The organism is Enhydrobacter sp. (assembly GCA_025808875.1).
Taxonomy (GTDB): Bacteria; Pseudomonadota; Alphaproteobacteria; order Reyranellales; family Reyranellaceae; genus Reyranella.
In genome coordinates, this window is the sequence record CP075528.1 from 3602895 (window position 1) to 3625501 (window position 22607).

The 22607-nt window shown below is 68.2% G+C and carries 24 protein-coding genes; 8 read left to right on the top strand and 16 right to left on the bottom strand.

Translation table 11 applies throughout. The features are described from left to right. Positions 1–15 precede the first annotated feature (15 nt). From KIT25_17930 to KIT25_17995, 14 genes are all read right to left on the bottom strand, one after another. Positions 16–663 (bottom strand): protein-L-isoaspartate(D-aspartate) O-methyltransferase, encoded by a 648-nt coding sequence (locus tag KIT25_17930; GenBank protein ID UYN97977.1) that lies wholly within the window; start codon positions 661–663, stop codon positions 16–18. A gap of 15 nt (positions 664–678) precedes the next feature. Beyond that, positions 679–1461, bottom strand: a complete 783-nt coding sequence (surE, locus tag KIT25_17935) for a 5'/3'-nucleotidase SurE (protein ID UYN93914.1) — start codon at positions 1459–1461, stop codon at positions 679–681. Beyond that, complete coding sequence (gene serS / locus KIT25_17940) at positions 1458–2741, bottom strand: serine--tRNA ligase (GenBank protein ID UYN93915.1); 1284 nt, start codon at positions 2739–2741, stop codon at positions 1458–1460. The genes surE and serS overlap by 4 nt, the downstream gene beginning before the upstream one ends. A gap of 2 nt (positions 2742–2743) precedes the next feature. Continuing rightward, a complete protein-coding gene (gene tatC / locus KIT25_17945; GenBank protein ID UYN97978.1) occupies positions 2744–3481 on the bottom strand; it encodes a twin-arginine translocase subunit TatC in 738 nt (245 codons plus the stop codon). 112 nt (positions 3482–3593) lie between these two features. After that, complete coding sequence (tatB, locus tag KIT25_17950) at positions 3594–4043, bottom strand: Sec-independent protein translocase protein TatB (GenBank protein ID UYN93916.1); 450 nt, start codon at positions 4041–4043, stop codon at positions 3594–3596. A 29-nt stretch (positions 4044–4072) separates the two neighbouring features. Continuing rightward, positions 4073–4333, bottom strand: coding sequence for a twin-arginine translocase TatA/TatE family subunit (locus tag KIT25_17955; GenBank protein UYN93917.1), 261 nt, complete (start codon positions 4331–4333; stop codon positions 4073–4075). A 109-nt stretch (positions 4334–4442) separates the two neighbouring features. Beyond that, on the bottom strand, positions 4443–5108 hold the full coding sequence (gene scpB / locus KIT25_17960; GenBank protein ID UYN93918.1) for an SMC-Scp complex subunit ScpB: 666 nt from the start codon (positions 5106–5108) through the stop codon (positions 4443–4445). Between the two features lie 12 nt (positions 5109–5120). Beyond that, complete coding sequence (locus tag KIT25_17965; GenBank protein ID UYN93919.1) at positions 5121–5927, bottom strand: segregation/condensation protein A; 807 nt, start codon at positions 5925–5927, stop codon at positions 5121–5123. 51 nt (positions 5928–5978) lie between these two features. After that, complete coding sequence (nagZ, locus tag KIT25_17970) at positions 5979–7007, bottom strand: beta-N-acetylhexosaminidase (GenBank protein ID UYN93920.1); 1029 nt, start codon at positions 7005–7007, stop codon at positions 5979–5981. A 19-nt stretch (positions 7008–7026) separates the two neighbouring features. Further along, positions 7027–7746, bottom strand: a complete 720-nt coding sequence (locus KIT25_17975; GenBank protein UYN93921.1) for an SPOR domain-containing protein — start codon at positions 7744–7746, stop codon at positions 7027–7029. A gap of 189 nt (positions 7747–7935) precedes the next feature. After that, positions 7936–9678, bottom strand: a complete 1743-nt coding sequence (locus tag KIT25_17980; GenBank protein UYN93922.1) for an arginine--tRNA ligase — start codon at positions 9676–9678, stop codon at positions 7936–7938. Positions 9679–9696: 18 nt separating this feature from the next. Beyond that, complete coding sequence (locus KIT25_17985; GenBank protein UYN93923.1) at positions 9697–10872, bottom strand: deoxyguanosinetriphosphate triphosphohydrolase; 1176 nt, start codon at positions 10870–10872, stop codon at positions 9697–9699. Positions 10873–10888: 16 nt separating this feature from the next. Further along, on the bottom strand, positions 10889–11320 hold the full coding sequence (locus KIT25_17990; GenBank protein ID UYN93924.1) for a universal stress protein: 432 nt from the start codon (positions 11318–11320) through the stop codon (positions 10889–10891). A gap of 5 nt (positions 11321–11325) precedes the next feature. Next, positions 11326–12072, bottom strand: a complete 747-nt coding sequence (locus tag KIT25_17995; protein UYN93925.1) for a TerC family protein — start codon at positions 12070–12072, stop codon at positions 11326–11328. Positions 12073–12194: 122 nt separating this feature from the next. Here KIT25_17995 and gpt point away from each other — a divergent pair, with 122 nt between their 5' ends. The 7 genes from gpt to KIT25_18030 are packed head-to-tail and all read left to right on the top strand — an operon-like array spanning position 12195 to position 19523. Then, entirely contained in the window at positions 12195–12698 is a 504-nt protein-coding gene (gene gpt / locus KIT25_18000) for a xanthine phosphoribosyltransferase (protein UYN93926.1), read from the top strand. Next, on the top strand, positions 12638–13711 hold the full coding sequence (locus KIT25_18005) for an NAD(P)-dependent alcohol dehydrogenase (GenBank protein UYN93927.1): 1074 nt from the start codon (positions 12638–12640) through the stop codon (positions 13709–13711). Before gpt ends, KIT25_18005 begins: the two co-directional genes overlap by 61 nt. A 12-nt stretch (positions 13712–13723) precedes the next feature. Further along, positions 13724–14698, top strand: a complete 975-nt coding sequence (locus KIT25_18010; protein UYN93928.1) for a tripartite tricarboxylate transporter substrate binding protein — start codon at positions 13724–13726, stop codon at positions 14696–14698. 1 nt (position 14699) lies between these two features. Then, positions 14700–16736: a bifunctional aldolase/short-chain dehydrogenase gene (locus KIT25_18015; protein ID UYN93929.1), complete on the top strand. Its 2037-nt coding sequence runs from the start codon at positions 14700–14702 to the stop codon at positions 16734–16736. Positions 16737–16790: 54 nt separating this feature from the next. After that, the gene (locus KIT25_18020; GenBank protein UYN93930.1) at positions 16791–17675 is read left to right on the top strand and encodes a TauD/TfdA family dioxygenase; all 885 of its coding nucleotides are present in this window, start codon (positions 16791–16793) and stop codon (positions 17673–17675) included. Continuing rightward, complete coding sequence (locus KIT25_18025) at positions 17672–18685, top strand: aldo/keto reductase (protein UYN93931.1); 1014 nt, start codon at positions 17672–17674, stop codon at positions 18683–18685. Before KIT25_18020 ends, KIT25_18025 begins: the two co-directional genes overlap by 4 nt. A 10-nt stretch (positions 18686–18695) precedes the next feature. Beyond that, positions 18696–19523 carry an amidohydrolase family protein gene (locus KIT25_18030; GenBank protein ID UYN93932.1) on the top strand — a complete coding sequence of 276 codons (828 nt, stop codon included), beginning with the start codon at positions 18696–18698 and terminating at the stop codon, positions 19521–19523. Here KIT25_18030 and KIT25_18035 read toward each other — a convergent pair. Together KIT25_18035 and KIT25_18040 are read right to left on the bottom strand one after the other, a co-directional pair. Then, positions 19520–19942, bottom strand: coding sequence for a CHRD domain-containing protein (locus tag KIT25_18035; GenBank protein ID UYN93933.1), 423 nt, complete (start codon positions 19940–19942; stop codon positions 19520–19522). The two genes, KIT25_18030 and KIT25_18035, sit on opposite strands and share 4 nt — an antisense overlap. 3 nt (positions 19943–19945) lie before the next feature. Then, entirely contained in the window at positions 19946–21700 is a 1755-nt protein-coding gene (locus KIT25_18040; protein ID UYN93934.1) for an NAD(P)/FAD-dependent oxidoreductase, read from the bottom strand. Between the two features lie 28 nt (positions 21701–21728). Between KIT25_18040 and KIT25_18045 the strand changes: the two genes are divergently transcribed. Continuing rightward, a complete protein-coding gene (locus KIT25_18045; GenBank protein ID UYN93935.1) occupies positions 21729–22568 on the top strand; it encodes a DMT family transporter in 840 nt (279 codons plus the stop codon). Positions 22569–22607 lie beyond the last annotated feature (39 nt).

Below are 22607 nucleotides of genomic sequence, written 5' to 3' on the forward strand. Positions count from 1 at the left end.
GATTTTTTGACCCTTTCAGCCCTGGCCGAGGACCGGCAGGGCGCCGGCCACCAAGGGCACGAAGCGCACCGGCATCAGGGTGTCGCGCTGCAGGCCGCTCTCGCTCTTGACGATGCGCTCGACGACCTGGCTGGTCGGGTCGCGGCCGACCGGCACGATCAGGATGCCGCCCAGGGCAAGTTGGTCGATCAGCGCCTGCGGCCGTTCCTCGGCGGCGGCGGTGACGATGATGCGGTCGAACGGCGCCTGGCCCGGCCAGCCCTTGCTGCCGTCGCCGACGTCGAACACGACGTTGTAGATGCCGAGCCCGATCAGCAGGCGCTCGGCCTCCTTCGACAGCGGCTTGAAGCGCTCGACCGTGTAGACGCGGCGCGACAGCTTGGCGAGGATCGCCGCCTGGTAGCCCGAGCCGGTGCCGATCTCGAGCACCTTCATGCGCGGACCGACGCGCAGCGCCTCGGTCATCGCCGCGACGACCAGCGGCTGGCTGATGGTCTGACCGAAGGCGATCGGCAGCGCGGTGTTCTCCCAGGCGCGCTCGGCGAAGGCCGGCAGCACGAAGCGCTCGCGGTCGACCGCGGCGATGGCCCCCAGCACATTCTCGTCCGAAATGCCCGACTGCCGCAGTTCGGCGATCAGGCGTTGCATGGCGGCGACGTTCATCGCGGCCATCGGCCGTCAGCCGCCCGCGAACAACGCGCCAAATTTGCGGCGCGTCGCCTCGTGCGTGAGGTCGAGATGCAGGGGCGTCACCGAGACGTAGCCCGAGCGCACCGCCGTGATGTCGCTTTCCTCGTCGCGGTCGTGCTCGCCGGGCGCATAGGCGATCCAGTAGTAGGTGCCGCCGCGCGGGTCGGTGCGCTCGTCGATGTAGCCGCCGAAGGCGCGCACGCCCTGCCGGGTCACCTTGATGCCCTTGACGTCGGCCGCCACGACATCGGGGAAGTTCACGTTGACCAGCACGTTCTTCGGGATGCCGCCGGCCAGCACGCGGCGCGCGATATCGGCGCCGAACTGGGTCGCCGTCTCCCATTTCAGCGGATGGGGATGGGTGTAGGCCTGGCTGAAGGCGATCGAGGGGACACCGAGCAGGCAGCCTTCCATGGCGCCGGCGATCGTGCCCGAATAGGTCACGTCGTCGGCCATGTTCGAGCCGCGATTGACGCCCGACAGCACGATGTCGGGCTTGCGCGCCTTCAGCAGATGCTTGACCGCGAACAGCACGCAGTCGGTCGGCGTGCCCTCGACGGCATACTTGGTCTCGCTGAGCTGGCGCGCGCGCACCGGATGGGTGAGCGACAGCGAATGGCCGGCCCCGCTCTGGTTGTACTCCGGCGCCACCACCCAGACGTCGGGCGAGAGCTGGCTCGCGATGTCGATCATCGCCTGCAGGCCCGGCGCGTTGATGCCGTCGTCGTTGGTGACGAGGATGCGCGCCTTGGCGATCTGCTGCGGCGTCATTTGCGCTCCCCCGGGATCGTCTTCAGGCCCCCCAAGTAGGGCAGCAACGCGTCGGGGAGCGACACCGAGCCGTCCTCGTTCTGATAGTTCTCGAGCACGGCGATCATCGTGCGGCCGACGGCCAGCCCCGAGCCGTTCAGCGTGTGGACGAAGCGCGTGCCCTTGCCTTCCCTCGGGCGGTAGCGGGCGTTCATGCGCCGCGCCTGATAGTCGCCACAGTTCGAGCAACTCGAGATCTCGCGATAAGCGTTCTGGCCGGGCAGCCAGACCTCGATGTCGAAGGTCTTGCGCGACGCCGGTCCCATGTCGCCGCCGCACAGCACGATGGTGCGGAACGGCAGGCCGAGGCGCTTCAGTACCTCCTCGGCGCGGCCGGTCATGCGCTCGTGCTCGGCGGCCGACTGCTCGGGCGTCGTGATGCTGACCAGCTCGACCTTGGGGAACTGGTGCTGGCGGATCATGCCGCGCGTGTCCTTGCCGGCGGCGCCGGCTTCCGAGCGGAAGCACGGGCTCCAGGCGGTGAAGCGCAAGGGTAGGTCCCGCTCCTCGACGATGCTGTCGTTCACCAGGTTGGTGAGCGGCACCTCGGCGGTCGGGATCAGCCAGTAGCCGTTGTCGGTGTGGAACATCTCCTCGGCGAAGCGCGGCAGCTGGCCGACGCCATAGGCGGCGTTGTCGCGCACCAGCAGCGGCGGATTGACCTCGGTGTAGCCACCCTCCTCGCTGGTGTGCAGGTCGAGCATGAACTGGGCGAGTGCCCGCTCGAGCTTCGCCAGATGGCCCTTGAGGAAGACGAAGCGCGCGCCGGAGATCCTGGCGGCGCGGCCGAAATCCATCTCGCCGGTCGCCTCGCCGAGCGCGACGTGGTCCCGGGGCGTGAAGCCGAAGTTGCGCTGGTTGCCGACGCGCCTCAGCTCGACATTGGCGGTCTCGTCGATGCCGTCGGGCACATCGGCGAGCGGCAGGTTGGGCAGCACCTCGAGTCGCCGGGTCAACTCGGCATCGAACTCGGCGGCGAGCGCCTCGCCCTTCCTGAGGCCCTCCTCCAGCGCGGCGACCTCGGCCATCAGCGCGTCGGCCGGTTCGCCCTTGCGCTTGGCCATGCCGATCTGCTGGCTGAGCGCCTTGCGTCTCGCCTGCAGCCCCTCGCTCTCGGTGATGGCCGACCGCCGGCGCGCGTCGATCGCCAGGATCTCAGCGGAGAGCGGCGCGAGGTTGCGCTTCTTCAGGCCGGCATCGAAGGCCGCCGGGTCGTCGCGGATGAGTCGTATGTCGTGCATGATCAGTTGCCGGCGGCTTCTTCCGCCTTCTTGTCGGCCTCCTCGCGCTTCCTCTCGATCACCCGGCCGATCACGATGCTGAGCTCGTAGAACGCCATCAACGGGATGGCGAGCGCGATCTGGCTGATGACGTCGGGCGGCGCCAGGATGGCGGCGATGACGAAGGCGACGACGATGGCGTAGCGGCGCTTGGAGCGCAGCCCCTCGGAGGAGGCGATGCCGACCTGGATCAGCAACGTCAGAAGGACCGGCACCTCGAAGGCAAATCCGAAGGCGAACACCAGCTGCAGGATGCGCTCGAGGTAGTCGGACGAGCGCAATGTCTTCTCGATGTCGGGCGGCGCGTACTGCGTGAGCATGAAGTTGATCACGTAGGGCAACACGACGTAGTACATCAGCGCGCAGCCGGCATAGAACATGAATGGCGTGGCGACGAGGAACGGCACGAAGGCGCGCTTCTCGTGGCGATAGAGCCCCGGCGCGACGAACAGCCAGATCTGCACGGCGATCAGCGGGAAGCCGACGATCAGGGCGACGAAGGCCGACAGCTTCACCGTGACGAAGAAGAACTCGAAGATGTCGAGGACGACGACCTTGTAGCCGTCGGCCAGCGCCGGCTGCATCAGGAACGAGAAGATCGGCTTGGCGAAATAGAACGTGACGAAGAAGACGGCGAAGAACGCGACCAGCGCATAGATCAGCCGCTTGCGCAGCTCGATCAGGTGATCGAGCAGCGGCATCGGCTTGTCGTCTTCGGGTCCGTCGTGCGTGGCTTCGGTCAAGGGAAAGCGACCAATGGTGGAGCCGCCTTATGCCGCCGTTTGCGCCACAATTCAAAGCGCGAATTGGCGCCTATTCGGCGGCGGCCTTTACAGACTTCTGCTGATCCGGAGCGGTCGAAGCGTCCGGCGTCGGCGCCTCGAGGGCGGGCGCAGGCGTTTCGGCCGCGACCTGCGGCGCCGACTCGGGCTCGGCCAGGGGATTGTCGAACGTGCTCTTGGCCTCGGCGATGGCCTTTTCGGTCTCGGTCATGCCTTCCTGAATGGCGCTCTTGATCTCGCGGGTGGGGTCGAGCGCCTGCAGATCGAGACCAGGCGCCGACTCGAGCTGCTTCTTGACCTGATCGATCTCGGACTGGCGCACCATCTCGTCGACATGGCCGCGGAATTCCGCCGCCATGCCGCGCATCTTGGCCATCCAGCTGCCCCACGAGCGCAGCATGCCGGGCAGTTCCTTGGGGCCGATCACGATCAAGGCCACGACCGCGATGACCAGCAGCTCGGGACTGTCGATTCCGAACATCGGGCGCTACCGGACGGCCGGACCGGCCGTCACACCTTGGCGGTGCTGTCCTGGCGAACCTCGCCGCTCGGCGGGTTTGTGGTGGCCTGGGCCGAGATCGGCTTGGCCGTGTCGCCAGGTTGACCGGCGGGCGGTTGGGCCTCTTCCTGGCCACCGCCGACGCCCTTCTTGAAGGCCGAGAGGCCCTTGCCGAAGTCGCCCATGAGCTGCGAGATCTTGCCGCGACCGCCGAACAGCAGCAGCACGACGGCCAGCACGATTAGCCAGTGCCATACGCTGAAGCTACCCATGAAATTGCTCCCAGAAAACGATTGCGATCGCCGTCGCGCGATTATGGCACCCGGGCCGAAGGCCCGGCAACACATCGAATGCGGCCGAAATGCGGCCTATCGGCCTGTCTTACCGACTCGCCTCGTCGGCGGCCAAAGGTTCATCGGCCTCATCCTCGCCCGGCTCCAACGGCAGATCGGGCTCCTCAGGCCTGAATATGGGGGGCTGGGCGCGCGGGTCCAAGAGGCCGGCGGCCTTGAGTTCCTCGTTGCCCGGCAGATCGTCGAGACTCGGCAAGCCGAAATGCTCGAGGAAGAAATCCGTCGTGCCCCAGGTCACCGGCTTGCCCGGCGCGCGGCGGCGGCCCATCGGGCGAATCCAGTTCTGCTCGAACAGCAGGTCGAGCGTACCCTTGCTCAGGCCGACGCCGCGCACCTGCTCGATCTCGGTGCGCGTCACCGGCTGGTGATAGGCGATGATCGCCAGAGTCTCGATTGCCGCGCGCGACAGCTTGCGCGTCACCGGGCGCTCGATCTTGAGCTTCTCGGAAAGATCGGGCGCCGTGCGGAAGGCGTAGCCGCCCGCGACCTTCACCAGGTTGACGCCGCGGCCGGCATACATCTCGCCGAGGTCGGCCAGCAGGCGCGGCACGTCGGCGTCGTTGGGCAGGCGGTCCGCCAGATCCTTTTCGTCGAGCGCCTGCGTGCCGGCGAAGATCAGGGCCTCCAGCAGGCGCAGATGCTGGGCGTGGTCGGGGGAGAAGACGTCCGTCACTTGGTTCTCGGCTTCAGACATGGGAGAGCACCGTCACCGTTGCTCGTTACGTTTGCGCAGATAGATGGGGCCGAAGCGCTCGGCCTGGCGCAACTCGACGGAGCCGTCCTTGGCGAGCTGGAGGCCGGCGACGAAGGTCGCCGCGAGCGCCGAACGCCGCCGCGTCGGATCGGTGAGGCCCGCCGGCAGAAAGGCCTCGAGCGACTGCCAGTCGATGGCGATGCCGAGCATGCGGCCGAGCCGCTCTGCCGCCTCCTCCACCGAGAAGAACTGCATCGGCTCGATCTGATAGGTGTCGGCATCCTTGGGCCGCACCTGGTGGCCGTAAGCCTGCAGCAGGTCGTAGAGCTTGACGTCCCAGATCGCGCGGCGCACCACGACGACGCCCTCGGGCTGGCCGCGCGAGAAGATATCCTTGCCGAGCTGGGGACGCGCCATCAAGCGCACGCCGGCTTCCTGCATCGCCTCGAGGCGGCGCAACTGCCATTGCAGCGCGTCGGCCATCTCCTGGCCCGACGGCTCCTCGCCAGCCGGAGGTTCGGGCAGCAGCAGGCGCGATTTCAGGTAGGCGAGCCATGCGGCCATCACCAGATAGTCGGCGGCGAGCTCGAGCCGCAGCCGGCGCGCCTGTGCGACGTGCGCCAGATACTGGTCGACGAGCGCCACCATCGAGATGCGCCGCAGATCGACCTTCTGGTCGCGAGCGAGGGTCAGCAGGAGATCGAGAGGCCCCTCGAAGCCCTCGAGGTTGACGATCAACTCGCCCTCGCCCGGCGCGATCATGTCGGGGCCGGCGGCGGCGAATCCGTCAGGAGGAAGCGGGCTTTCTGTCTGGCTCATCCGCTTTGGTTTTATCAGCGGCAGGTCCGGCCGCCACTGGATTTGGCGGCCTTATCCCCATGCCGGCAGCAACGCGGCGAGTCGCCTGGCCGCTTCCGCCAACCCGGCCTTGCCGAGCGGTCGCCGATGGCGCTCCAGATGGCTGCGACCGGCATCGAAGCGGCGCTGTGCCGCAGCGCTCATCGGTCCGGTCCGCGCGGCAATCTCGCGCATCTCGTCCATCCGGCCGTTGCAGTGCAGGGCGATGTCGCATCCCGCGGCGAGCGCCTGCTCGGCGCGGTCGCCCAGCGTGCCGCCGAGGGCCTGCATGGAGAGGTCGTCCGACAGCAGCAGCCCATCGAAGCCGATATGGCGGCGGATCACATCCTTCACGCCCCCTGCCGAAACGGTGATGGCGCGCTCGGGATCGACGGCGTCGAACAGCAGATGTCCGGTCATCGCCCACGGCAGATCGGCCAGGAGCCTGAAGGGCAGGAAGTCGTGCCGTTCGAGTTCGGCACGCGAGGCCGAGACACGCGGCAAGTGGTGATGCGAATCGACCGTCGCGCGACCGTGGCCGGGGATGTGCTTGATCACCGGCATGACACCTTCGCCGAGCAGTCCCTCCGCGGCGGCGCGCCCCAGCGCGGCGACCGGCTCGGGGGCCGAGGCATAGGCACGATCGCCGATCACAGCATGGGTCTCGGGGAAGGCGATGTCGAGCACGGGGAGGCAGTCGACGTCGCAACCGATCGAGGCAACGTCGGCCGCGAGCAGTCGCGAATTGAGGCGCGTCGCCTCGAGCCCCCGCTCCGGATCTCTGCGATAAAGTTCGCCCAGAACCCGCGCCGGCGGCGCCTTGCGCCAGTGCGGCGGCTTCAGGCGCGCGACACGGCCGCCTTCCTGGTCGATGAGGATTGGCGCGTCGAACCGCCCGACGCTGGAGCGCAGATCGTCGGTCAGCCGACGCGCGCGCTCGGGCGTGTCGATGTTGCGCGCGAACAGGATGAAGCCCAGAGGATCGGCGTCACGAAAGAAGGCGCGCTCGTCGGCGGTGAGGTCGGGCCCCGAGCAGCCGAAGATGACGGCCCTCGGCCTCAAGGCAGCGCGGCCCGGCGGCTCATCGCGCCGGCGGGATGACGACGCAGTCGGCCTTGCGGCCTTTCAACGTTCCACACACGCCCTGCGCCTGCTTCTCGTCGAGCGGACCGGCCTGCACGCGATACCACACGCCGCGGTCGCCGAGGTCGACGCGCACTGGCTGCATGCGCAGGCTGGCGAGCACGTCGCCATGGGCATTCTGCAGCTTGGCCCAGGTCGACTTGGCGATGTCTTCCGTCTTCACCGACGCGATCTGCACGCGCCAGCCACCGGTCGGACCGGAGATGTTGTCGATCAGGCTGGCGATGCTGGGCCCCGATCCCGCGCCGGTCGGCGCCGGCGCGGCGACGGCGGGCTGCGCCGTCGCCGCGGGCGTGTTGCCGGGAGTGGGGGTGATCACGGTCGGCTGCAGCGGCGCGGGCACCTTGGCGACCTCGGTGTCGGGAGCCTTGGGCACCGACGGGACCGGCAGGCCGGTCGGCGGCAGACTGGGCTTGACCGGTGACGGCAGGAGTTTCTCCGGCTGGGTCGGCACCGTGCCGGGCGAGATGCGGTTGAAGACTTCCTTGTCCTGGTTGGGCGGCACGAGGCCGCCGGCATTCTCGGGTTTCACGCGGGCGGGCGTGGTCGGCGCCTGGACCACCAGCGGCTCGAGCCCCTGGCCGCCGGCCTTAACGTCCTGGTTATGGGCCCACCAGACGACCGAGCCGAAGCTCGCGATGGCGGCGACAGAGACCATGACGGTCAGGATCTGGCCGCGCCGACGGTTGACGCGCGACAGCAGGGAATCCCGCGGCGGCGGCGGAATCGAATCGGGTTCGTGAGCGACGGGCCGGGGCTGCGGATCAAGCCTTACGGCAACCGACTCGTTGGGTCGGTAGATCGTTGGACCGTCGCCGGGGGGGGACCGGCGGATGTGCATTTGTCCTTATCTCATTTCCTCGACGGGTTTCACGCCGAAGACCTTTAATCCTGATCCTATCACAAATCCGACGGCCTGTACCAATGCGAGGCGTGCCCGGCTGAGCTCGGGGTCGCCCTCGACGACGAAACGCAGCGCAGGCTCCTCCCGTCCGCGATTCCAGTGGGCGTGGAAGGCAGCCGCGAGGTCGTAGAGGTAGAAAGCGATACGGTGCGGCTCGTGCGCCGCGGCGGCGGCCTCGACCTGGCGCGGCCACTGGGCGATCAGCCGCACCATGGCGAGCTCGTCACGGTCGGTCAGCTTGTCGAGCGGCGCGCCCGCCAGCCCGTCCGTCGACAGGCCGGCCGACGCCGCCTGGCGCATCACCGAGCGCGTGCGGGCATGGCCGTACTGGACGTACCAGACGGGATTGTCGCGCGATTGCTCGGTCGCCTTCACCAGATCGAAGTCGAACGGCGCGTCGTTCTTGCGCGTCAGCATGGTGAAACGCACGACGTCGGGCCCGACCTCGTCGAGAAGATCGCGCAGGGTGACGAAAGTACCGGCACGCTTGGACATGCGCACCAGCTCGCCATTCCTCATCACGCGCACGAGCTGGCAGAGCTTGACGTCGAGCTCGCCCTTGCCCTCGGTGATCGCCCTCACCGCCGCCTTCATGCGCTTGACGTAGCCGCCGTGGTCGGCCCCCCAGATGTCGATCATGTCGGCGAAGCCGCGCCGGAACTTGTCGAAGTGATAGGCGATGTCGTTGGCGAAGTAGGTCCAGCTGCCGTCCGACTTCTTCAACGGCCGATCGACCTCGTCGCCGAACTTCGTCGCCCGGAACAGCGTCTGCTCGCGGTCCTCCCAGTCGTCGGGCTTCTGGCCTTTCGGCGGCTCGAGCCGGCCCTGGTAGATCAGGCCCTGGCGCGACAGTTCCTGGAACACGCGATCGACGGCGCCCGATTCGACCAGGGCGCGCTCGGACGAATAGACCTCGATATCGACGCCCATGGTCGCGAGGTCGCTCCTGATCTCCTCCATCAGCGTCGAAATGGCGAAGGCCCGCATCGGTGCCAGCCAGTCGGCCTCGGGCTTGTCGACCCAGCGCGCGCCGTCGCGCCCGGCGATCGCCGCGCCGACCTCCTTCAGGTACTCGCCGGGATAGAGCCCTTCCGGGATCGCCCCGATCGATTCGCCCAGCGCCTCCTTGTAGCGGAGGTAGGTCGAGCGCCCGAGAGTGTCGACCTGGGCCCCGGCATCGTTGATGTAATATTCCTTGGTGACGTCGTAGCCAGCCTTGGCGAGCAGGTTGGCGAGCGCGTCGCCGACCACGGCGCCCCGGGCATGCGCCACGTGCAAAGGCCCGGTCGGGTTGGCCGACACGTACTCGACGTTCACCTTGCGGCCGGCGCCCAGCGTCGAATCGCCGTAGGCGATCCCCGCCTTCAGGCAATCGCGCAGCCGTTCGCGCCAGAACGAATCCGAAAGCCGGAGGTTGATGAAGCCCGGCCCCGCCACCGAGCCGTCGACGACATCGGCATTGGTCTCGAGGCGGGCGAGCAGCGGCCCGGCGATGTCGCGCGGCTTCTTGCCCGCCGCCTTGGCCAGCACCATGGCCGCATTGGTGGCGATGTCGCCGTGCGCCGGATCGCGCGGCGGCTCCGCGGTGATGGCCGAGAAATCCAGCGCCGCCGGCAGTTCGCCGGCCGCCTGCATGGATCTGAGCGCCGCCTCGATCTCGCCGATGAAATGGCGGTACGGGTTCATGCGCCGGGGTATTGCACTTTATTGGTAGAGATCAAAGAGCCGCTTGTGCTCGTCCAGGGCGAAGCGGTCGGTCATGCCGGCGATGTAGTCGGCGACGATGCGGGCCCGCGCCGGCCGCTCGGCCGCCTCGGCGCGCTCGCGCCAGGGCGGCGGCAGGCAGTTGGGCTCGGCGAACAACAGGCCGAACAGGTCCATCACCACGCGGCGCGCCTTGGAGTGGGTGCGCTCGAGGTGCCAGTGCTCGTACATGCGCTTGTAGAGGAAGGCCTTGATGACTTGGTCGTTGGCCGCCATCGCGTCGGAGAAGCCGACAACCGGCCGGCCAAGTGCGCGGATGTCGGTCACCGATTTCGGCGCGGCGTCGGCCAGCCGCCGGCGCGTCTCGGCCAGCACGTCCTCGACCATGGCATTGATGACCCGGCGCACGGCTTCGTGGATCAGTCGTGTTTGACCGATGCCGGGATACTTCTTCTCGACCGCCACGAACATCTCGCCGACCAGCGGCAACTCCGCGAGATCGGCAACCTCGAACAGGCCGGCGCGCAGGCCGTCGTCGATGTCGTGGTTGTTGTAGGCGATGTCGTCGCTGAGGGCGGCGACCTGGGCCTCCGGCCCGGCATGGCCGGCGAGCTCGAGATCCTGGTCGCGGCAGTATTCGACGATGGCGGCCGGCAGGTCGTCGAGCGTGCGGCCACCCTCGAGCAGCGGACCGTTGTGCTTGACCGCGCCCTCCAGCGCTTCCCAGCTGAGGTTCAGCCCGTTGAATTCGGCATAGCGTTCCTCGAGCTTGGTAAGGATGCGCAGCGTCTGGGCGTTGTGGTCGAAGCCGCCGAACGGCTTCATCGCCGCGTGCAGTGCCTCCTCGCCGGCATGGCCGAACGGCGTGTGGCCGAGATCGTGGGCGAGCGCGACGGCCTCGCCGAGATCCTCGTCGAGCTCGAGCGTGCGGCAGATCGTGCGCGCGATCTGGGCAACCTCGAGCGAATGGGTGAGCCGCGTGCGGTAGTGATCGCCTTCGTGGAAGACGAAGACCTGCGTCTTGTGCTTCAGCCGACGAAACGCCGTCGAATGGATGATGCGGTCGCGATCGCGCTGGAACGGGCTGCGCGGCGGCGCCTCGGGTTCGGGATGAAGCCGGCCGCGGCTCCGCCACGGCAGGGTGGCATAGGGCGCCAGCGCGTGGCGACTCGGCATCGGCCCGGCCACCGGACTACTTCACCAACGTCACCGGCGCGTCGACATGGGCGATGACGTCCTGCGCCACCGAGCCCAGCAGCACGCCGGCGAGCCCGGTATGTCCGCGCGTGCCGAGCACGATCAGGCCCGCGCCGAGCTTGCGCGCGAAGTCGTTGACGATCGCGCCCTGCCGGCCGACGCCGATATGGACCGTGGCGGCGACGCCCGCCTTCCGGGCGAGCTCGACCGCCGAGGCCAGCGCCTTGTTGCCCTCGTCACGGTGGTAGGAATCGATGTCCTGGCGCGACACGAACGAGGAGATGGCGCCGCCGAGATTGGGCTGCACGTTGAGGAAGTGCAGCTCGGTCGCCAGGCCGCCCGACATCAGGTCGAGGGCGTGGCCGACCGCGCGGTCCGAATTCTGCGAACCGTCGACCGCCACCAGGATCGCCTTCAACTTGGCCATGTCGATCACTCCTTGCCCGTCTTGCCGCCGCTGCCGTGCTCGGCCAGGTCGACCGGCTCGTCATGCGCCTCGGCCCGCTTGCGCGCACGATATTGCAGCAGGAAGCCGATGGCGACCGTCAGGATCGCACCGCCCATCTCGAACCAGGTCTTGGCGTTGGGCAGCGCGGCCGCGAGCGTGTCGGCATAGGCCGGGTCGGTCGCCAGCACCTCGCCGGCGATCCAGCCGAGCAGGCCGCCGCCGGCGATGACGATGGCGGGGAAGCGGTTGAGCAGCGCCATGATCAGCGTGGCGCCGAAGACGATCAGCGGGACGCTGACGACGAGCCCGAGGACGATGAGGGCGGTGTTGCCGTGCGCCGCCGCGGCGATGGCGATGGCGTTGTCGAGGCTCATCACGGCATCGGCGACGACGATGGTCCGGACGGCCGCCCACAGCGAGCCCGCGCCCTTCACCCCGTCGCCGTGCTCGTCCTCGCCCTGCACCAGCTTGACGCCGATCCACAGCAGCAGCAGCCCGCCCACCAGCTTGAGGAAGCCGATCTGCAATAGCTGGTCGACGATCAGGACGAAGACGATGCGCAGCGCGATGGCACCAGCGCTGCCGACCAGGATGGCGGGCTTCTGCTGGCCCTTGGGCAGATTGCGGCAGGCGAGGGCGATGACCAGGGCGTTGTCGCCGGAGAGGACGATGTTGACCAGGATGATCTGGACGAGGCCGCTCCAGAACGCCGGTGTCACCTCGAATCCCATGCTACGCGATTCCCGTCCTGATAAAGCTTCCGGCGACCTTCATTGCGTCGGCGGAAGGTGTTAGTTCAGCGCTTGCCGGGGGGCAAGCCCGACCGGGTGGAGCGAAACGGGGAGCGGATCGGATGGCGGGCGGCGCGGGTTACAGCAAGATGTTTCCCGTCTCGTGGACGGAACTGCATCGCGATGCGCGGGCTCTCGCCTGGCGGTTGGCCGATCTCGGGCCCTTCAAGGGGCTCGTCGCCATCACGCGCGGTGGGCTGGTGCCTGCCGCCATCATCGCACGCGAGCTGAACCTTCGCCTGATCGACACCGTCTGCTGCTCGACCTATGACCGCATGGAGCGCGGCGCCAAGGTCGAGCTGCTGAAGGGCACCGCCGCCGAGCAGGACAAGGGCAAGGGCTGGCTGATCGTCGACGACCTGGTCGACACGGGCGTCACCGCCAAGAGCGTGCGCGCGCTGCTGCCCCAGGCGCATTTCGCCACCGTCTACGCCAAGCCGGCCGGCCGGCCGACGGTCGACAGCTACATTACCGAGGTCAGCCAGGACACATGGATCCTGTTCCCATGGGACCAGGAGGCGGTGATGGCCAAGACGATCATCGAATTGAAGGGCAGCAACTCGTGAAGTGCTACGTCATCCCCTCGCCGCAGGGCATCGATTCGCTGAAGATGGTCGAGCGGCCCGAGCCGAAGCCCGGGCCGCGCCAGGTGCTGGTCCGGGTGCGCGCCACCTCGCTCAACTACCGCGACCTGATCACGATCGAAGGCTCGTATGCCCGCGCCGCGCCCAAGCCGGACCTGATCCCGCTGTCCGACGGCGCCGGCGAGGTCGTCGCGGTCGGCCCGGGTGTCGGTCGCGTGAAGGCAGGCGACCGCGTCGCCGGCTGCTTCATGCAGCGCTGGTTCGGCGGTGAATTCCACCCCGAAGCCATGACCTCGGCGATGGGCGGCGCGATCGACGGCATGTTGACCGAGTTCGCCGTGCTGGAAGAGGACGGCGTGGTGAAGCTGCCCGACCACCTCAGCTTCGAGGAAGGCGCCACCCTGCCCTGCGCCGGGGTCACGGCCTGGAATGCGCTGGTCGAGATCGGCCGCATCAAGGCGGGCGACGTCGTGCAGATCCAGGGCACCGGCGGCGTGTCGATCTTCGCGCTGCAGTTCGCACGCCTTTTCGGCGCACGCGTCATCGCCACCTCGAGTTCCTCGATCAAGGCCGAGCGCCTGCGCAAGATGGGCGCCGAGGCGGTGATCGACTACAAGGCCATCCCCGACTGGGACAAGGAGACGACGCGGCTGACCAGCGGGCGCGGCGCCGACATCGTGGTCGAGGTCGGCGGCGCCGGCACCCTGCCCCGCTCCTTCATGGCCGCGCGCATCGGCGGCACGATCCCCGTCATCGGCCTGCTGACCGGCCTCGGCGCCACGATCGACCCCATGCCGATGCTGCGCCGGAACCTCCGGGTCCAGGGCCTCTATGTCGGCAGCACGCAGATGTTCGAGGCGATGACCCGTGCCATCGCCGCGGCCGGGTTGAAACCCGTCATCGACAAGGTATTCCCCTTCGCCGAGGCCAGGGAGGCCTATCGGCACCTCAAGAGCCAGAGCCACTTCGGCAAGGTCGTCATCTCACATTCGTAAGGAACAAGAGTCATGTTGAACCGTCGCAGCTTCACCGCCGGCCTGGCGCTCACCGTCGCCGCCGGGCCCGCCTTGGCCCAGGCGTGGTCGCCGTCGGGCCCGATCAAGCTCGTCGTCGCCTATCCCGCGGGCGGACCGACCGACGCGATCGCCCGCATCGTCGCGGCCGACATCGCCGACCGGCTCGGCCAGCAGGTCGTCGTCGAGAACGTCTCGGGAGCGTCGGGCGCGATCGGCACGCGCGCCGTCGCCAAGGCCAAGCTCGACGGACTGACGATCACCTTCGGCAACAACCAGACGCACGGCAACAACATGTTCATGCTGAAGGAGCCGGGCTACGACGCAGTGAAGGATTTCGCGCCGCTCGCCGGCGCCGGCGCCTTCGAGCATGTCTTCGTCGTGCGCAACAACCTGCCGGCCAAGACCATCCAGGACGTCATCAAGCTCGCCAAGGAGAAACCCGACAGCCTGAACTACGGCTCGACCGGCATCGGCTCGGGCTCGCACCTGTCGACCGAACTCTTCATGGCGCGCACCGGCATCAAGATGACCCACGTGCCCTACCGCGGCGCCGCGCCGCTGGTGCAGGACCTGATCGGCGGCCGCGTCGATATCTCGAATTCCACGCTGCCCAGCGTGCTGACGCAGATTCAGGGCGGCAAGATGCGCGCGCTCGCCATCGGCAGCCCCAGGCGCAATGCCAAACTGCCCGACGTGCCGACGCTCGAGGAGCAGGGCGTGACCGGCGCCAACGCCGCGTCGTGGGCCGCCTTCTTCGCGCCGGCCGCCACGCCGAAGCCAATCCTCGACCGGCTGTCGCAGGAGATCCTGACGAGCCTCAGGAAGCCCGAAATCGTCGAACGCATCGACAAGCTCGGCTTCACCGTCGACCCGCGCGACCCCGCGGCGTTCCGGCCGTACCAGGAGCAGGAGATCGCCACCTGGATCAAGATCGCCAAAGACGCCGGCGTCCAGCCCGGGGAGTAAGATGCAGAATCTCTGGTCCAATGCGGACGCCAAGGCCGAAATCGCCCGCCATGCCAGGCAGGGCATCGGCGAGGATCTGGCGCTGCGCGTCTACACGACGCGGCTGCTCGGCGGCGAGCCGAGGCTGGTGCTTCATGGCGGCGGCAACACCTCGGTGAAGACCCGCATGCCGGACATCACCGGCCGCGAGATCGACGTGCTGTGCGTCAAGGGCAGCGGCTGGGACATGGGCAGCATCGAGGCGCCCGGCCTGCCGGCGGTGCGGCTCGTGCCGCTGCGCGAGCTCGAGGGCCTGCAGGCGCTTTCCGACGAGGACATGGTCAACGTCCAGCGCAGCAATCTGCTCGACGCCAAGGCGCCCAACCCATCGGTCGAGACGCTGCTGCACGCCTTCCTGCCGCACAAGTTCATCGACCACACCCATTCCAACGCCGTGCTGGCGCTGACCGACCAGCCCGACGGTGCGGAGCTGGCTCGCGACGTCTACGGCAAGCGCGCCGCGCTGGTGCCCTACGTCATGCCGGGCTTCGCGTTGGCAAAAAAGTGCAGCGAGGTCGGCAAGGCCAACCCCGACGTCGAGGGCCTCATCCTGCTGAAGCACGGCATCTTCTCGATGGGCGCCACGGCCGAGGAAGCCTATGGGCGCATGATCGACCTGGTGACGCTCGCCGAGAAGCGGTTGGCCAAGGCGACGCGCAAGATCTTTCCGGGCGTATCGCTTCCAGCGCAGACGGCGAGCGTCGCCGAAGTCGCGCCGATCCTGCGCGGGTTGCTGTCGCTTCCGGCAAGGAGCGGCGGTCGCGAGGCCGCGCAGCGCTTCGTGTTCGAGTTTCGGACGGACGCCGCGATTCTCGCCTATGTGAACGGCAAGGAGGTCGCCCGCTACAGCCAGCAGGGGCCCGTGACTCCCGACCATGCCATCCGCACCAAGGGCTGGCCGCTGGTGGTGCCGGCGCCGGAGGCCGGCAAGCTCGACGACTTCCGCAAGGGCGCCAAGGCGGCGCTCGACAAGTTCGCCGCCAGCTACCATGCCTATTTCGAGCGCCACAACGCCAAGCAGCTCGTACCGAAGAAGGAACTCGATCCGATCCCGCGCGTCGTGCTGGTGCCGGGACTCGGCCTGTTCGGCGTGGGCAACACCAGCAAGGATGCCAAGATCGCCGCCGACCTCTTCGAAACGACCGTCGAGGTGGTGAGCGATGCCGAGCGGGTCGGCCGCTACGAATGCATTCCCGAGGCCGACATCTTCGACATCGAGTACTGGTCGCTCGAGCAGGCCAAGCTCGGCGCGGCGGCCGAGAAACCGCTGGCGCGGCGCATCGTCGTGATCACCGGCGGCGCCTCGGGCATCGGCGCTGCGACCGCTGCCGCCTTCGCGAAGGACGGCGCCGAGGTGGTCGTGCTCGATCGCGACGTGAGCAAGGTGAAGGGCCTTGCCATCGCCTGCGACGTCACCAGACCCGACGAGGTGCGTGCGGCCTTCGACAGGATCGCGGCCACCCTGGGCGGCGTGGACGTCGTCGTCTCCAACGCCGGCGCCGCCTGGCAGGGCAAGATCGGCGACGTTGCCGAGGCGACGCTGCGCGAGAGCTTCGAGCTGAACTTCTGGGCGCATCAAAGCGTGGCGCAGAACGCCGTGCGCATCCTGCGCGCGCAGGGGCTCGGCGGCTGCCTGCTGTTCAATGCCTCCAAGCAGGCGGTCAATCCGGGCCCCGACTTCGGCCCCTACGGCCTGCCCAAGGCGGCGACTCTGTTCCTGTCGCGTCAGTACGCGCTCGACCACGGCGCCGAGGGCATCCGGTCCAACGCCGTCAACGCCGATCGCATCCGCTCCGGCCTGCTGACCGACCAGATGATCGCCCAGCGTTCCAAGGCGCGCGGCTTGAGCGAGTTGGAGTACATGGGCGGCAATCTGCTGGCACTCGAGGTCACGGCCGACGACGTCGCCCAAGCCTTCCTGTCGCTGGCCAAGTCTCCCAAGACGACCGGGGCGGTGCTGACCGTCGACGGCGGCAACATCGCGGCTGCCTTGCGATAAGCGCATGGAAGCGAGCCTCCCGGTGGCGCATCATGCGTCCTCCGGGAGGAACAGATGACCATGAAGGTCACATCGCTCACGACCCACATCGGCGCGCGCATGACGGGCGTGGATGTGTGCCGGCCGCTGACGCGCGACGAAGTGCGGGCGATCGACGACGCCATGGACCGCCATGCCGTGCTCGTCCTGCCCGGCCAGGACATCACCGACGACCAGCAACTCGCCTTCACGCGCAACTTCGGCGAACTCGAGGAAGGCGCCAACTCGACGGTGCGCAACGCCGAACTGCGACTCGACCCGCACTTCGCCGATGTCTCCAATCTCGATCGGGACGGCCGCAAGCTGGCGCGCGACGCCAAGCGGCGCATGTCGTCGCTCGGCAATCGGCTCTGGCACTCGGACGCCTCGTTCCGCGCCGTGCCCGCCCAGTACTCGATCCTGAGCGGGCGCATCGTGCCCGAGTGCGGGCCGAACACCGAATTCGCCGACATGCGCGCGGCCTACGATGCGCTCGACGCCCGGACCAGGGCCGAGATCGAGGACCTGGTGTGCGAGCATTCGCTGATCTATTCGCGCGGCCAACTCGGCTTCACCGAGTTCCTCCCGGACGAGCGCGTGGCGATGAAGCCGGCGCGCCAGCGTCTGGTGCGCACCCACCCCACGACGGGCCGCAAGTCGCTGTTCCTGGGATCGCACATCGGCACGATCGTCGGCTGGCCGCAACCCGAAGCAATGACCTTCATCCGCGACCTGATGGAGCACGCCACCCAGCCGGCGTTCGTCTACGTCCACAAATGGCGGCCGCACGATCTCGTGATGTGGGACAACCGAACGACCATGCACCGCGTGCGCCGTTTCGACGATCTCAATATCGTGCGCGATGTGCGCCGCACCACCATACGCGGCACCGGACCGACCGTGGCCCAGGAGGCGGCATGACCCTTGCCAAACGTCGCGTCGGCAAGACGGCTCTCGAAGTCACCACACTCGGCCTCGGCGGAGCGCCGATGGGCGGATTCCGCGCCACCATCCGGGAGGCCGAGGCAGTGGCGCTGACCGATGCCGCCTATGACGCGGGCGTGCGCTACTTCGACACCTCGCCCTACTACGGCTACGGCAGGAGCGAGCTGCGCATGGGTGCCGCCCTGCGCGAGAGGCCGCGCGAGAGCTTCGTGCTGTCGACCAAGATCGGCCGCATCCTGCATGCCATGAAGCCGGGTGAGCAGCCGCCAGCGGATTTTCGCGACAACGGCCTGCCGGGCTTCGCCCCGGTGTTCGACTACAGCTACGACGGCGTCATGCGTTCGCTGGAGCATTCGCATCTCCGGCTCGGGTTGGCGAAGATCGACATCGCGCTGGTGCACGACGTCGATTTCTGGACGATCAAGGATCGCCGGGTCCTCGACGAGCGCTTCAAGATGGTCATGGACTCGGGCTTCAAGGCGCTCGACGAACTGCGCCGCGCCGGTGTCATCGGCGCCATCGGCGTCGGCATCAACGAGGCCGACACCAGCCTGCGCTTCATCCAGGCCGGCGACTTCGACTGCATGCTGCTCGCCGGCCGCTACACGCTGCTCGAACAGGGCGCCCTCGAGGCGTTCCTCCCTGAATGCGTGAAGCGCGACGTCTCGGTGATCCTCGGCGGTCCCTACAATTCGGGCATCCTGACCGGCGGCACCACGCACGATTACGTGCCGGCGCCCGCGCCGCTGACCGACAAGGCCCGCAGGATCGAGGCGGTGTGCAAGCGCCATGGCGTCGAGCTCGGCGCCGCGGCGCTGCAGTTCCCGCTGTTCCATCCCGCCTTTTGCTCGGTGATCCCCGGCGCGCTCAGCATCGCCGAAGTGAAACAAAACGCAGCCCGCCTGTCGGTCAAGATTCCGACCGAGCTGTGGAGCGAACTGAAACGCGAGAAGCTGCTCGACCCGGCGGCGCCGACCCCGAACTGAGAGAAGAGAAATGAAGATCGTCGATGCGCAGATCCACATCTGGGGCAAGACCGTGGTGCCGCCCTCGGGCACGCATCGCAAGGTCGAGAAGTTCACCGCCGAGCAGGCACTGAAGGAGATGGCCGAGGCCGGTGTCGACGGCGCGCTGATCCATCCACCCTACAGCTGGGATCCCGACTCCAACCAGCTCGCGCTCGAGGCGGCGCAGAAATATCCCGACCGCTTCGCCGTGATGGGCCAGTTCGATTTCGACGAGCCGAAGAATCGCGACCTCATCAGGGACTGGCGCAAGCAGCCCGGCATGATGGGACTGCGCTGGGCGTTGCTCTATCCCGACCAGCAGAAGGCGCTGCACGAGGGCAAGCTCGACTGGGTGTGGCCGGCCGCCGAGAGGGCCGGCGTTCCGGTCGCCACCATGGCCGGGCTCTTCCTGCCGCAGTTCCGCAGGATCGCCGAGGCGCATCCCGAGCTGAAACTCATCATTGACCATTGCGGGCTGCTGCGGCTCGAGAAGGACGAGAAGGCGTTCGGCAACCTCGCCGAGCTCTGCTCGCTGGCGAAGCTGCCCAATGTCGCCGTCAAGGCGACCGGGGCGCCCGGGTATTCGACGCAGCCCTACCCGTTCCGCAATCTCCACGACGGGCTGCAGCGCATCTTCGACGTCTATGGACCCGACCGTTTCTTCTGGGGCACCGACATCACCCGCATGCCGTGCACGTACCGCCAGTGCGTGACCTTCTTCACCGAGGAGCTGCCGTGGCTCAAGGGCCGCGACCTCGAGAAGGTGATGGGCCGCGGCCTCTGTGCCTGGATCGGCTGGAACTACCGCTTCGACTAACGCGGCACGGGAACGAGGACGCCGATGAGCTCGCCGGCCGGATACTTCTCCGTCCTGATGGCGACCGACCAGCGGCCGGCCACGAGGTCGACACCCTGCCGGTCGGTCAGGGTCGCGCCGCCGCGATGGGCGCCGGCCTCGAACGGCGGGTTGATCGGCACGATGTCGGCCCGCTCGTTGCCAACGCCGTCCGGCCCCTGGAAGAACGCCCATGTCACCGGACCACTCAGGTCGCGGAAGTTCATCCGCCACTTCAGGATGCGCGTGGCCGGCGAATAGAGTGCCGTCACTCTGCCGTGCGCCGCGCCCGTTCCCGACAGCTCCGCCGTGAACTCCTGCGTCGAACGCGGCGGGTCGCTCGCGTGGTTCATGCATCCGCCGGCCAGCAGGACGAGAAGCAACGCGGCGATCGTCTTCATGCGTCAAACCTCGTGGTGTACGGGACCGCGACCATAGACCTCGACCGGCAGGCCCTCGAACCGCGCCTTAAGCTGCAGCGCAAGGAAGCGCGAATAGAAGCGCGACTGCATCAGGTTGCCGCCGTGGAACCAGAGCGCTTCCTGCGCCGTCGGCTTCCACATGTTGCGCAGCTCGCCCTCCCATGGACCGGGATCCTTGACCGTGCCCGAGCCGAGCCCCCAGCACTTGCCGACCTTGTCGGCGACCTCTTGGGAGATCAGCGCGGCAGCCCACTGGTTCATCGATCCATAGCCCGTGGCATAGACGACGAGATCGGCTTCCAATGTCGTGCCGTCCCGCATCACCACGGCATCCTCGGTGAGCCGCGCCACCTCGCCTGCCTTGAGCCCGATCGAGCCGTCGGCGATCAATTCGGAGGCGCCGACATCGATGTAGTAGCCCGAGCCGCGCCTGAGATACATCGGCCAGATGCCGGTCTCGTCCTCGCCGAAGGTGAGGCGGAAGCCCGCCGCTTCCAGTCGGTCGTAGAAGGCCGTATCCTCGCGCCTGATCTTCTCGACCGTCGGCTGCGTCGCCTCGCGCAGCAGCGCGTAGGGATTGGACGCCACCGTGAGATCGGCCTTGTCCGTCGTGATGCCGTTGGCGAGCGCGGCCTCGGAATAGAGCGGACGGTAGTGCGCCAATGTCTCGGAGCGCATGACCAGCGTCGGCGAACGCTGGATCATGGTGACCGCAGCGCCGTGCTCCCACAGATCGGCGGCGATGTCGTGCGCGGAGTTGTTGGAACCGACGACGACGCAGCGCTTGCCGCCCCAGCCCTCGCCGCCGGCATGGCGGCTCGAATGGTGCTGCGTGCCCTTGAAGAGCTCGCGGCCGGGGAAGTCGGGTACCTCGGGAAAGCCCGACATGCCGGTCGCCAGCACCAGGTGCCTGGGCCGCACGACGATCTCGCGGCCGGCGCGTTCGACGACGACGCGCCATTCGCCACGTGCCGCGTCCCATGCGGCGCGGCGGCACGGACTCGAGCACCAATAGTCGAGCTCCATGATCCGGCTGTAGGATTCGAGCCAGTCACCCATCTTGTCCTTGGGCGTGTAGACCGGCCAGTGGTCGGGAAACGGCAGGTACGGCAGATGGTCGTACCAGACCGGATCGTGCAGGCAGAGCGACTTGTAGCGCTTGCGCCAGGCGTCGCCCGGCCGCTCGTTGGCGTCGACGATCAAAGCCGGCACGCCGATGCGTTTGAGCCGCGCACCGAGCGCGATACCGCCCTGCCCACCGCCGACGACCAGAACGTAGGGCTGGCGCGTGAAGCCGAGCTCGTCGGCATCGGCCTGACGCCGATCGCTCCAGGTCACGCGGCCGCGGATCGCGCCGTGCTCGGTACCGAGATCGCGGCGCGGTCCAGCCTTCTCCTCGAAGCCCTTGAGCTCGAGCAGCGCGGTGAAGAAGGTCGCGGCGCGGCCTTCCCTTAGAACCACGCGGCCCCGGCCTCGGCCGAGCGCGGTTTCGAAGGTGAACCAGCCCTCGCCGCCCTCGCGGCGGAACGCGCCGGGCCGCACGGCGGCAAGGCGCGCCCGCAGCATCGCGGCGATCGCGTCGCATCCCTCCAGCGTGACGATGTTCCAGGTGAAGGCGACGAGGTCGCGCCAGCAGACGGTGGGTTCGAACATCGCCAGGGCGCCATCGACGTCGCCCCGCGAGAGCGCGGAGGAGCAGCGGTCGAGCCAGTCGGCGACGGTTTCACTGGTGGACATGGCGTCTCCGTTATATGCCGGGCAGCGTATGCACAATCCCGTTCGCATCGCGCTGCTCACGGCGCTGACGATGCTGGCCTTCGCCGGCAACTCGCTGCTGTGCCGCGTGGCGCTGCGCGACACCGCGATCGACGCGGCGAGCTTCACGTCGATCCGCCTCGTCTCGGGTGCGCTGGTGCTTGCGCTGATCATATGGAGCCGTGCCGGCCGGCCGCTCGCCAGCGGCAGCTGGTGGGGCGCGGCCTGCCTGTTCGGCTACGCCGCCTTCTTCTCCTTCGCCTATCGCGATCTCACGGCGGCCACCGGCGCCCTGCTGCTGTTCGGCACGGTGCAGACCAGCATGCTGGGCTTCGGCCTGGCGCGCGGCGAACGCCTGCGCACGCTTCAGGCGGCCGGCCTCGCCGTCGCGGTCGGCGGGCTGGTCTACATGCTGCTGCCGGGGCTCGCGGCCCCGCCGTTGCTGGGCGCGGCGTTCATGATCGCGGCGGGCGTGTCGTGGGCGGGCTACTCGCTGATTGGGCGCGGCGTGCAGGACGCGACGGGGGCAACGGCCGGCAACTTCATTCTGGCCGTGCCCTTCACGGTCGTCCTCAGCCTCGCCACCCTGCCTTCCGCCGAGCTCGACCGCGTGGGCGTTGCCTACGCCGTCGCCTCGGGCGCCGTCACGTCGGGGCTCGGCTACGTGCTCTGGTACGCCGTCCTGCCTTCCTTCCAGGCCGCGACAGCGGCGATCATCCAGCTCAGCGTCCCGGCCATCGCTGCTCTTGGCGGCGTGATGCTGCTGGCCGAACCGCTGACGAGCCGCCTGGCGATTGCATCCTTCGCCATCCTGGGCGGCATCGCGCTCACCATCGTGCGGCCGCGCTGACAAGACGCGGCAAAGGGAGGATGATCGGGTGCAGGAGGA

What these genes read in the sequence shown, in the direction of transcription:
- KIT25_17930 (UYN97977.1), bottom strand. Translation starts at nt 663, where the DNA reads ATGAACGTCGCCGCCATGCAACGCCTGATCGCCGAACTGCGGCAGTCG.
- surE (UYN93914.1), bottom strand. Translation starts at nt 1,461, where the DNA reads ATGACGCCGCAGCAGATCGCCAAGGCGCGCATCCTCGTCACCAACGAC.
- serS (UYN93915.1), bottom strand. Translation starts at nt 2,741, where the DNA reads ATGCACGACATACGACTCATCCGCGACGACCCGGCGGCCTTCGATGCC.
- tatC (UYN97978.1), bottom strand. Translation starts at nt 3,481, where the DNA reads ATGCCGCTGCTCGATCACCTGATCGAGCTGCGCAAGCGGCTGATCTAT.
- tatB (UYN93916.1), bottom strand. Translation starts at nt 4,043, where the DNA reads ATGTTCGGAATCGACAGTCCCGAGCTGCTGGTCATCGCGGTCGTGGCC.
- KIT25_17955 (UYN93917.1), bottom strand. Translation starts at nt 4,333, where the DNA reads ATGGGTAGCTTCAGCGTATGGCACTGGCTAATCGTGCTGGCCGTCGTG.
- scpB (UYN93918.1), bottom strand. Translation starts at nt 5,108, where the DNA reads ATGTCTGAAGCCGAGAACCAAGTGACGGACGTCTTCTCCCCCGACCAC.
- KIT25_17965 (UYN93919.1), bottom strand. Translation starts at nt 5,927, where the DNA reads ATGAGCCAGACAGAAAGCCCGCTTCCTCCTGACGGATTCGCCGCCGCC.
- KIT25_17975 (UYN93921.1), bottom strand. Translation starts at nt 7,746, where the DNA reads ATGGTCTCTGTCGCCGCCATCGCGAGCTTCGGCTCGGTCGTCTGGTGG.
- KIT25_17980 (UYN93922.1), bottom strand. Translation starts at nt 9,678, where the DNA reads ATGAACCCGTACCGCCATTTCATCGGCGAGATCGAGGCGGCGCTCAGA.
- KIT25_17985 (UYN93923.1), bottom strand. Translation starts at nt 10,872, where the DNA reads ATGCCGAGTCGCCACGCGCTGGCGCCCTATGCCACCCTGCCGTGGCGG.
- KIT25_17990 (UYN93924.1), bottom strand. Translation starts at nt 11,320, where the DNA reads ATGGCCAAGTTGAAGGCGATCCTGGTGGCGGTCGACGGTTCGCAGAAT.
- KIT25_17995 (UYN93925.1), bottom strand. Translation starts at nt 12,072, where the DNA reads ATGGGATTCGAGGTGACACCGGCGTTCTGGAGCGGCCTCGTCCAGATC.
- gpt (UYN93926.1), top strand. Translation starts at nt 12,195, where the DNA reads ATGGCGGGCGGCGCGGGTTACAGCAAGATGTTTCCCGTCTCGTGGACG.
- KIT25_18005 (UYN93927.1), top strand. Translation starts at nt 12,638, where the DNA reads ATGGGACCAGGAGGCGGTGATGGCCAAGACGATCATCGAATTGAAGGG.
- KIT25_18010 (UYN93928.1), top strand. Translation starts at nt 13,724, where the DNA reads ATGTTGAACCGTCGCAGCTTCACCGCCGGCCTGGCGCTCACCGTCGCC.
- KIT25_18015 (UYN93929.1), top strand. Translation starts at nt 14,700, where the DNA reads ATGCAGAATCTCTGGTCCAATGCGGACGCCAAGGCCGAAATCGCCCGC.
- KIT25_18020 (UYN93930.1), top strand. Translation starts at nt 16,791, where the DNA reads ATGACCATGAAGGTCACATCGCTCACGACCCACATCGGCGCGCGCATG.
- KIT25_18025 (UYN93931.1), top strand. Translation starts at nt 17,672, where the DNA reads ATGACCCTTGCCAAACGTCGCGTCGGCAAGACGGCTCTCGAAGTCACC.
- KIT25_18030 (UYN93932.1), top strand. Translation starts at nt 18,696, where the DNA reads ATGAAGATCGTCGATGCGCAGATCCACATCTGGGGCAAGACCGTGGTG.
- KIT25_18035 (UYN93933.1), bottom strand. Translation starts at nt 19,942, where the DNA reads ATGAAGACGATCGCCGCGTTGCTTCTCGTCCTGCTGGCCGGCGGATGC.
- KIT25_18040 (UYN93934.1), bottom strand. Translation starts at nt 21,700, where the DNA reads ATGTCCACCAGTGAAACCGTCGCCGACTGGCTCGACCGCTGCTCCTCC.
- KIT25_18045 (UYN93935.1), top strand. Translation starts at nt 21,729, where the DNA reads ATGCACAATCCCGTTCGCATCGCGCTGCTCACGGCGCTGACGATGCTG.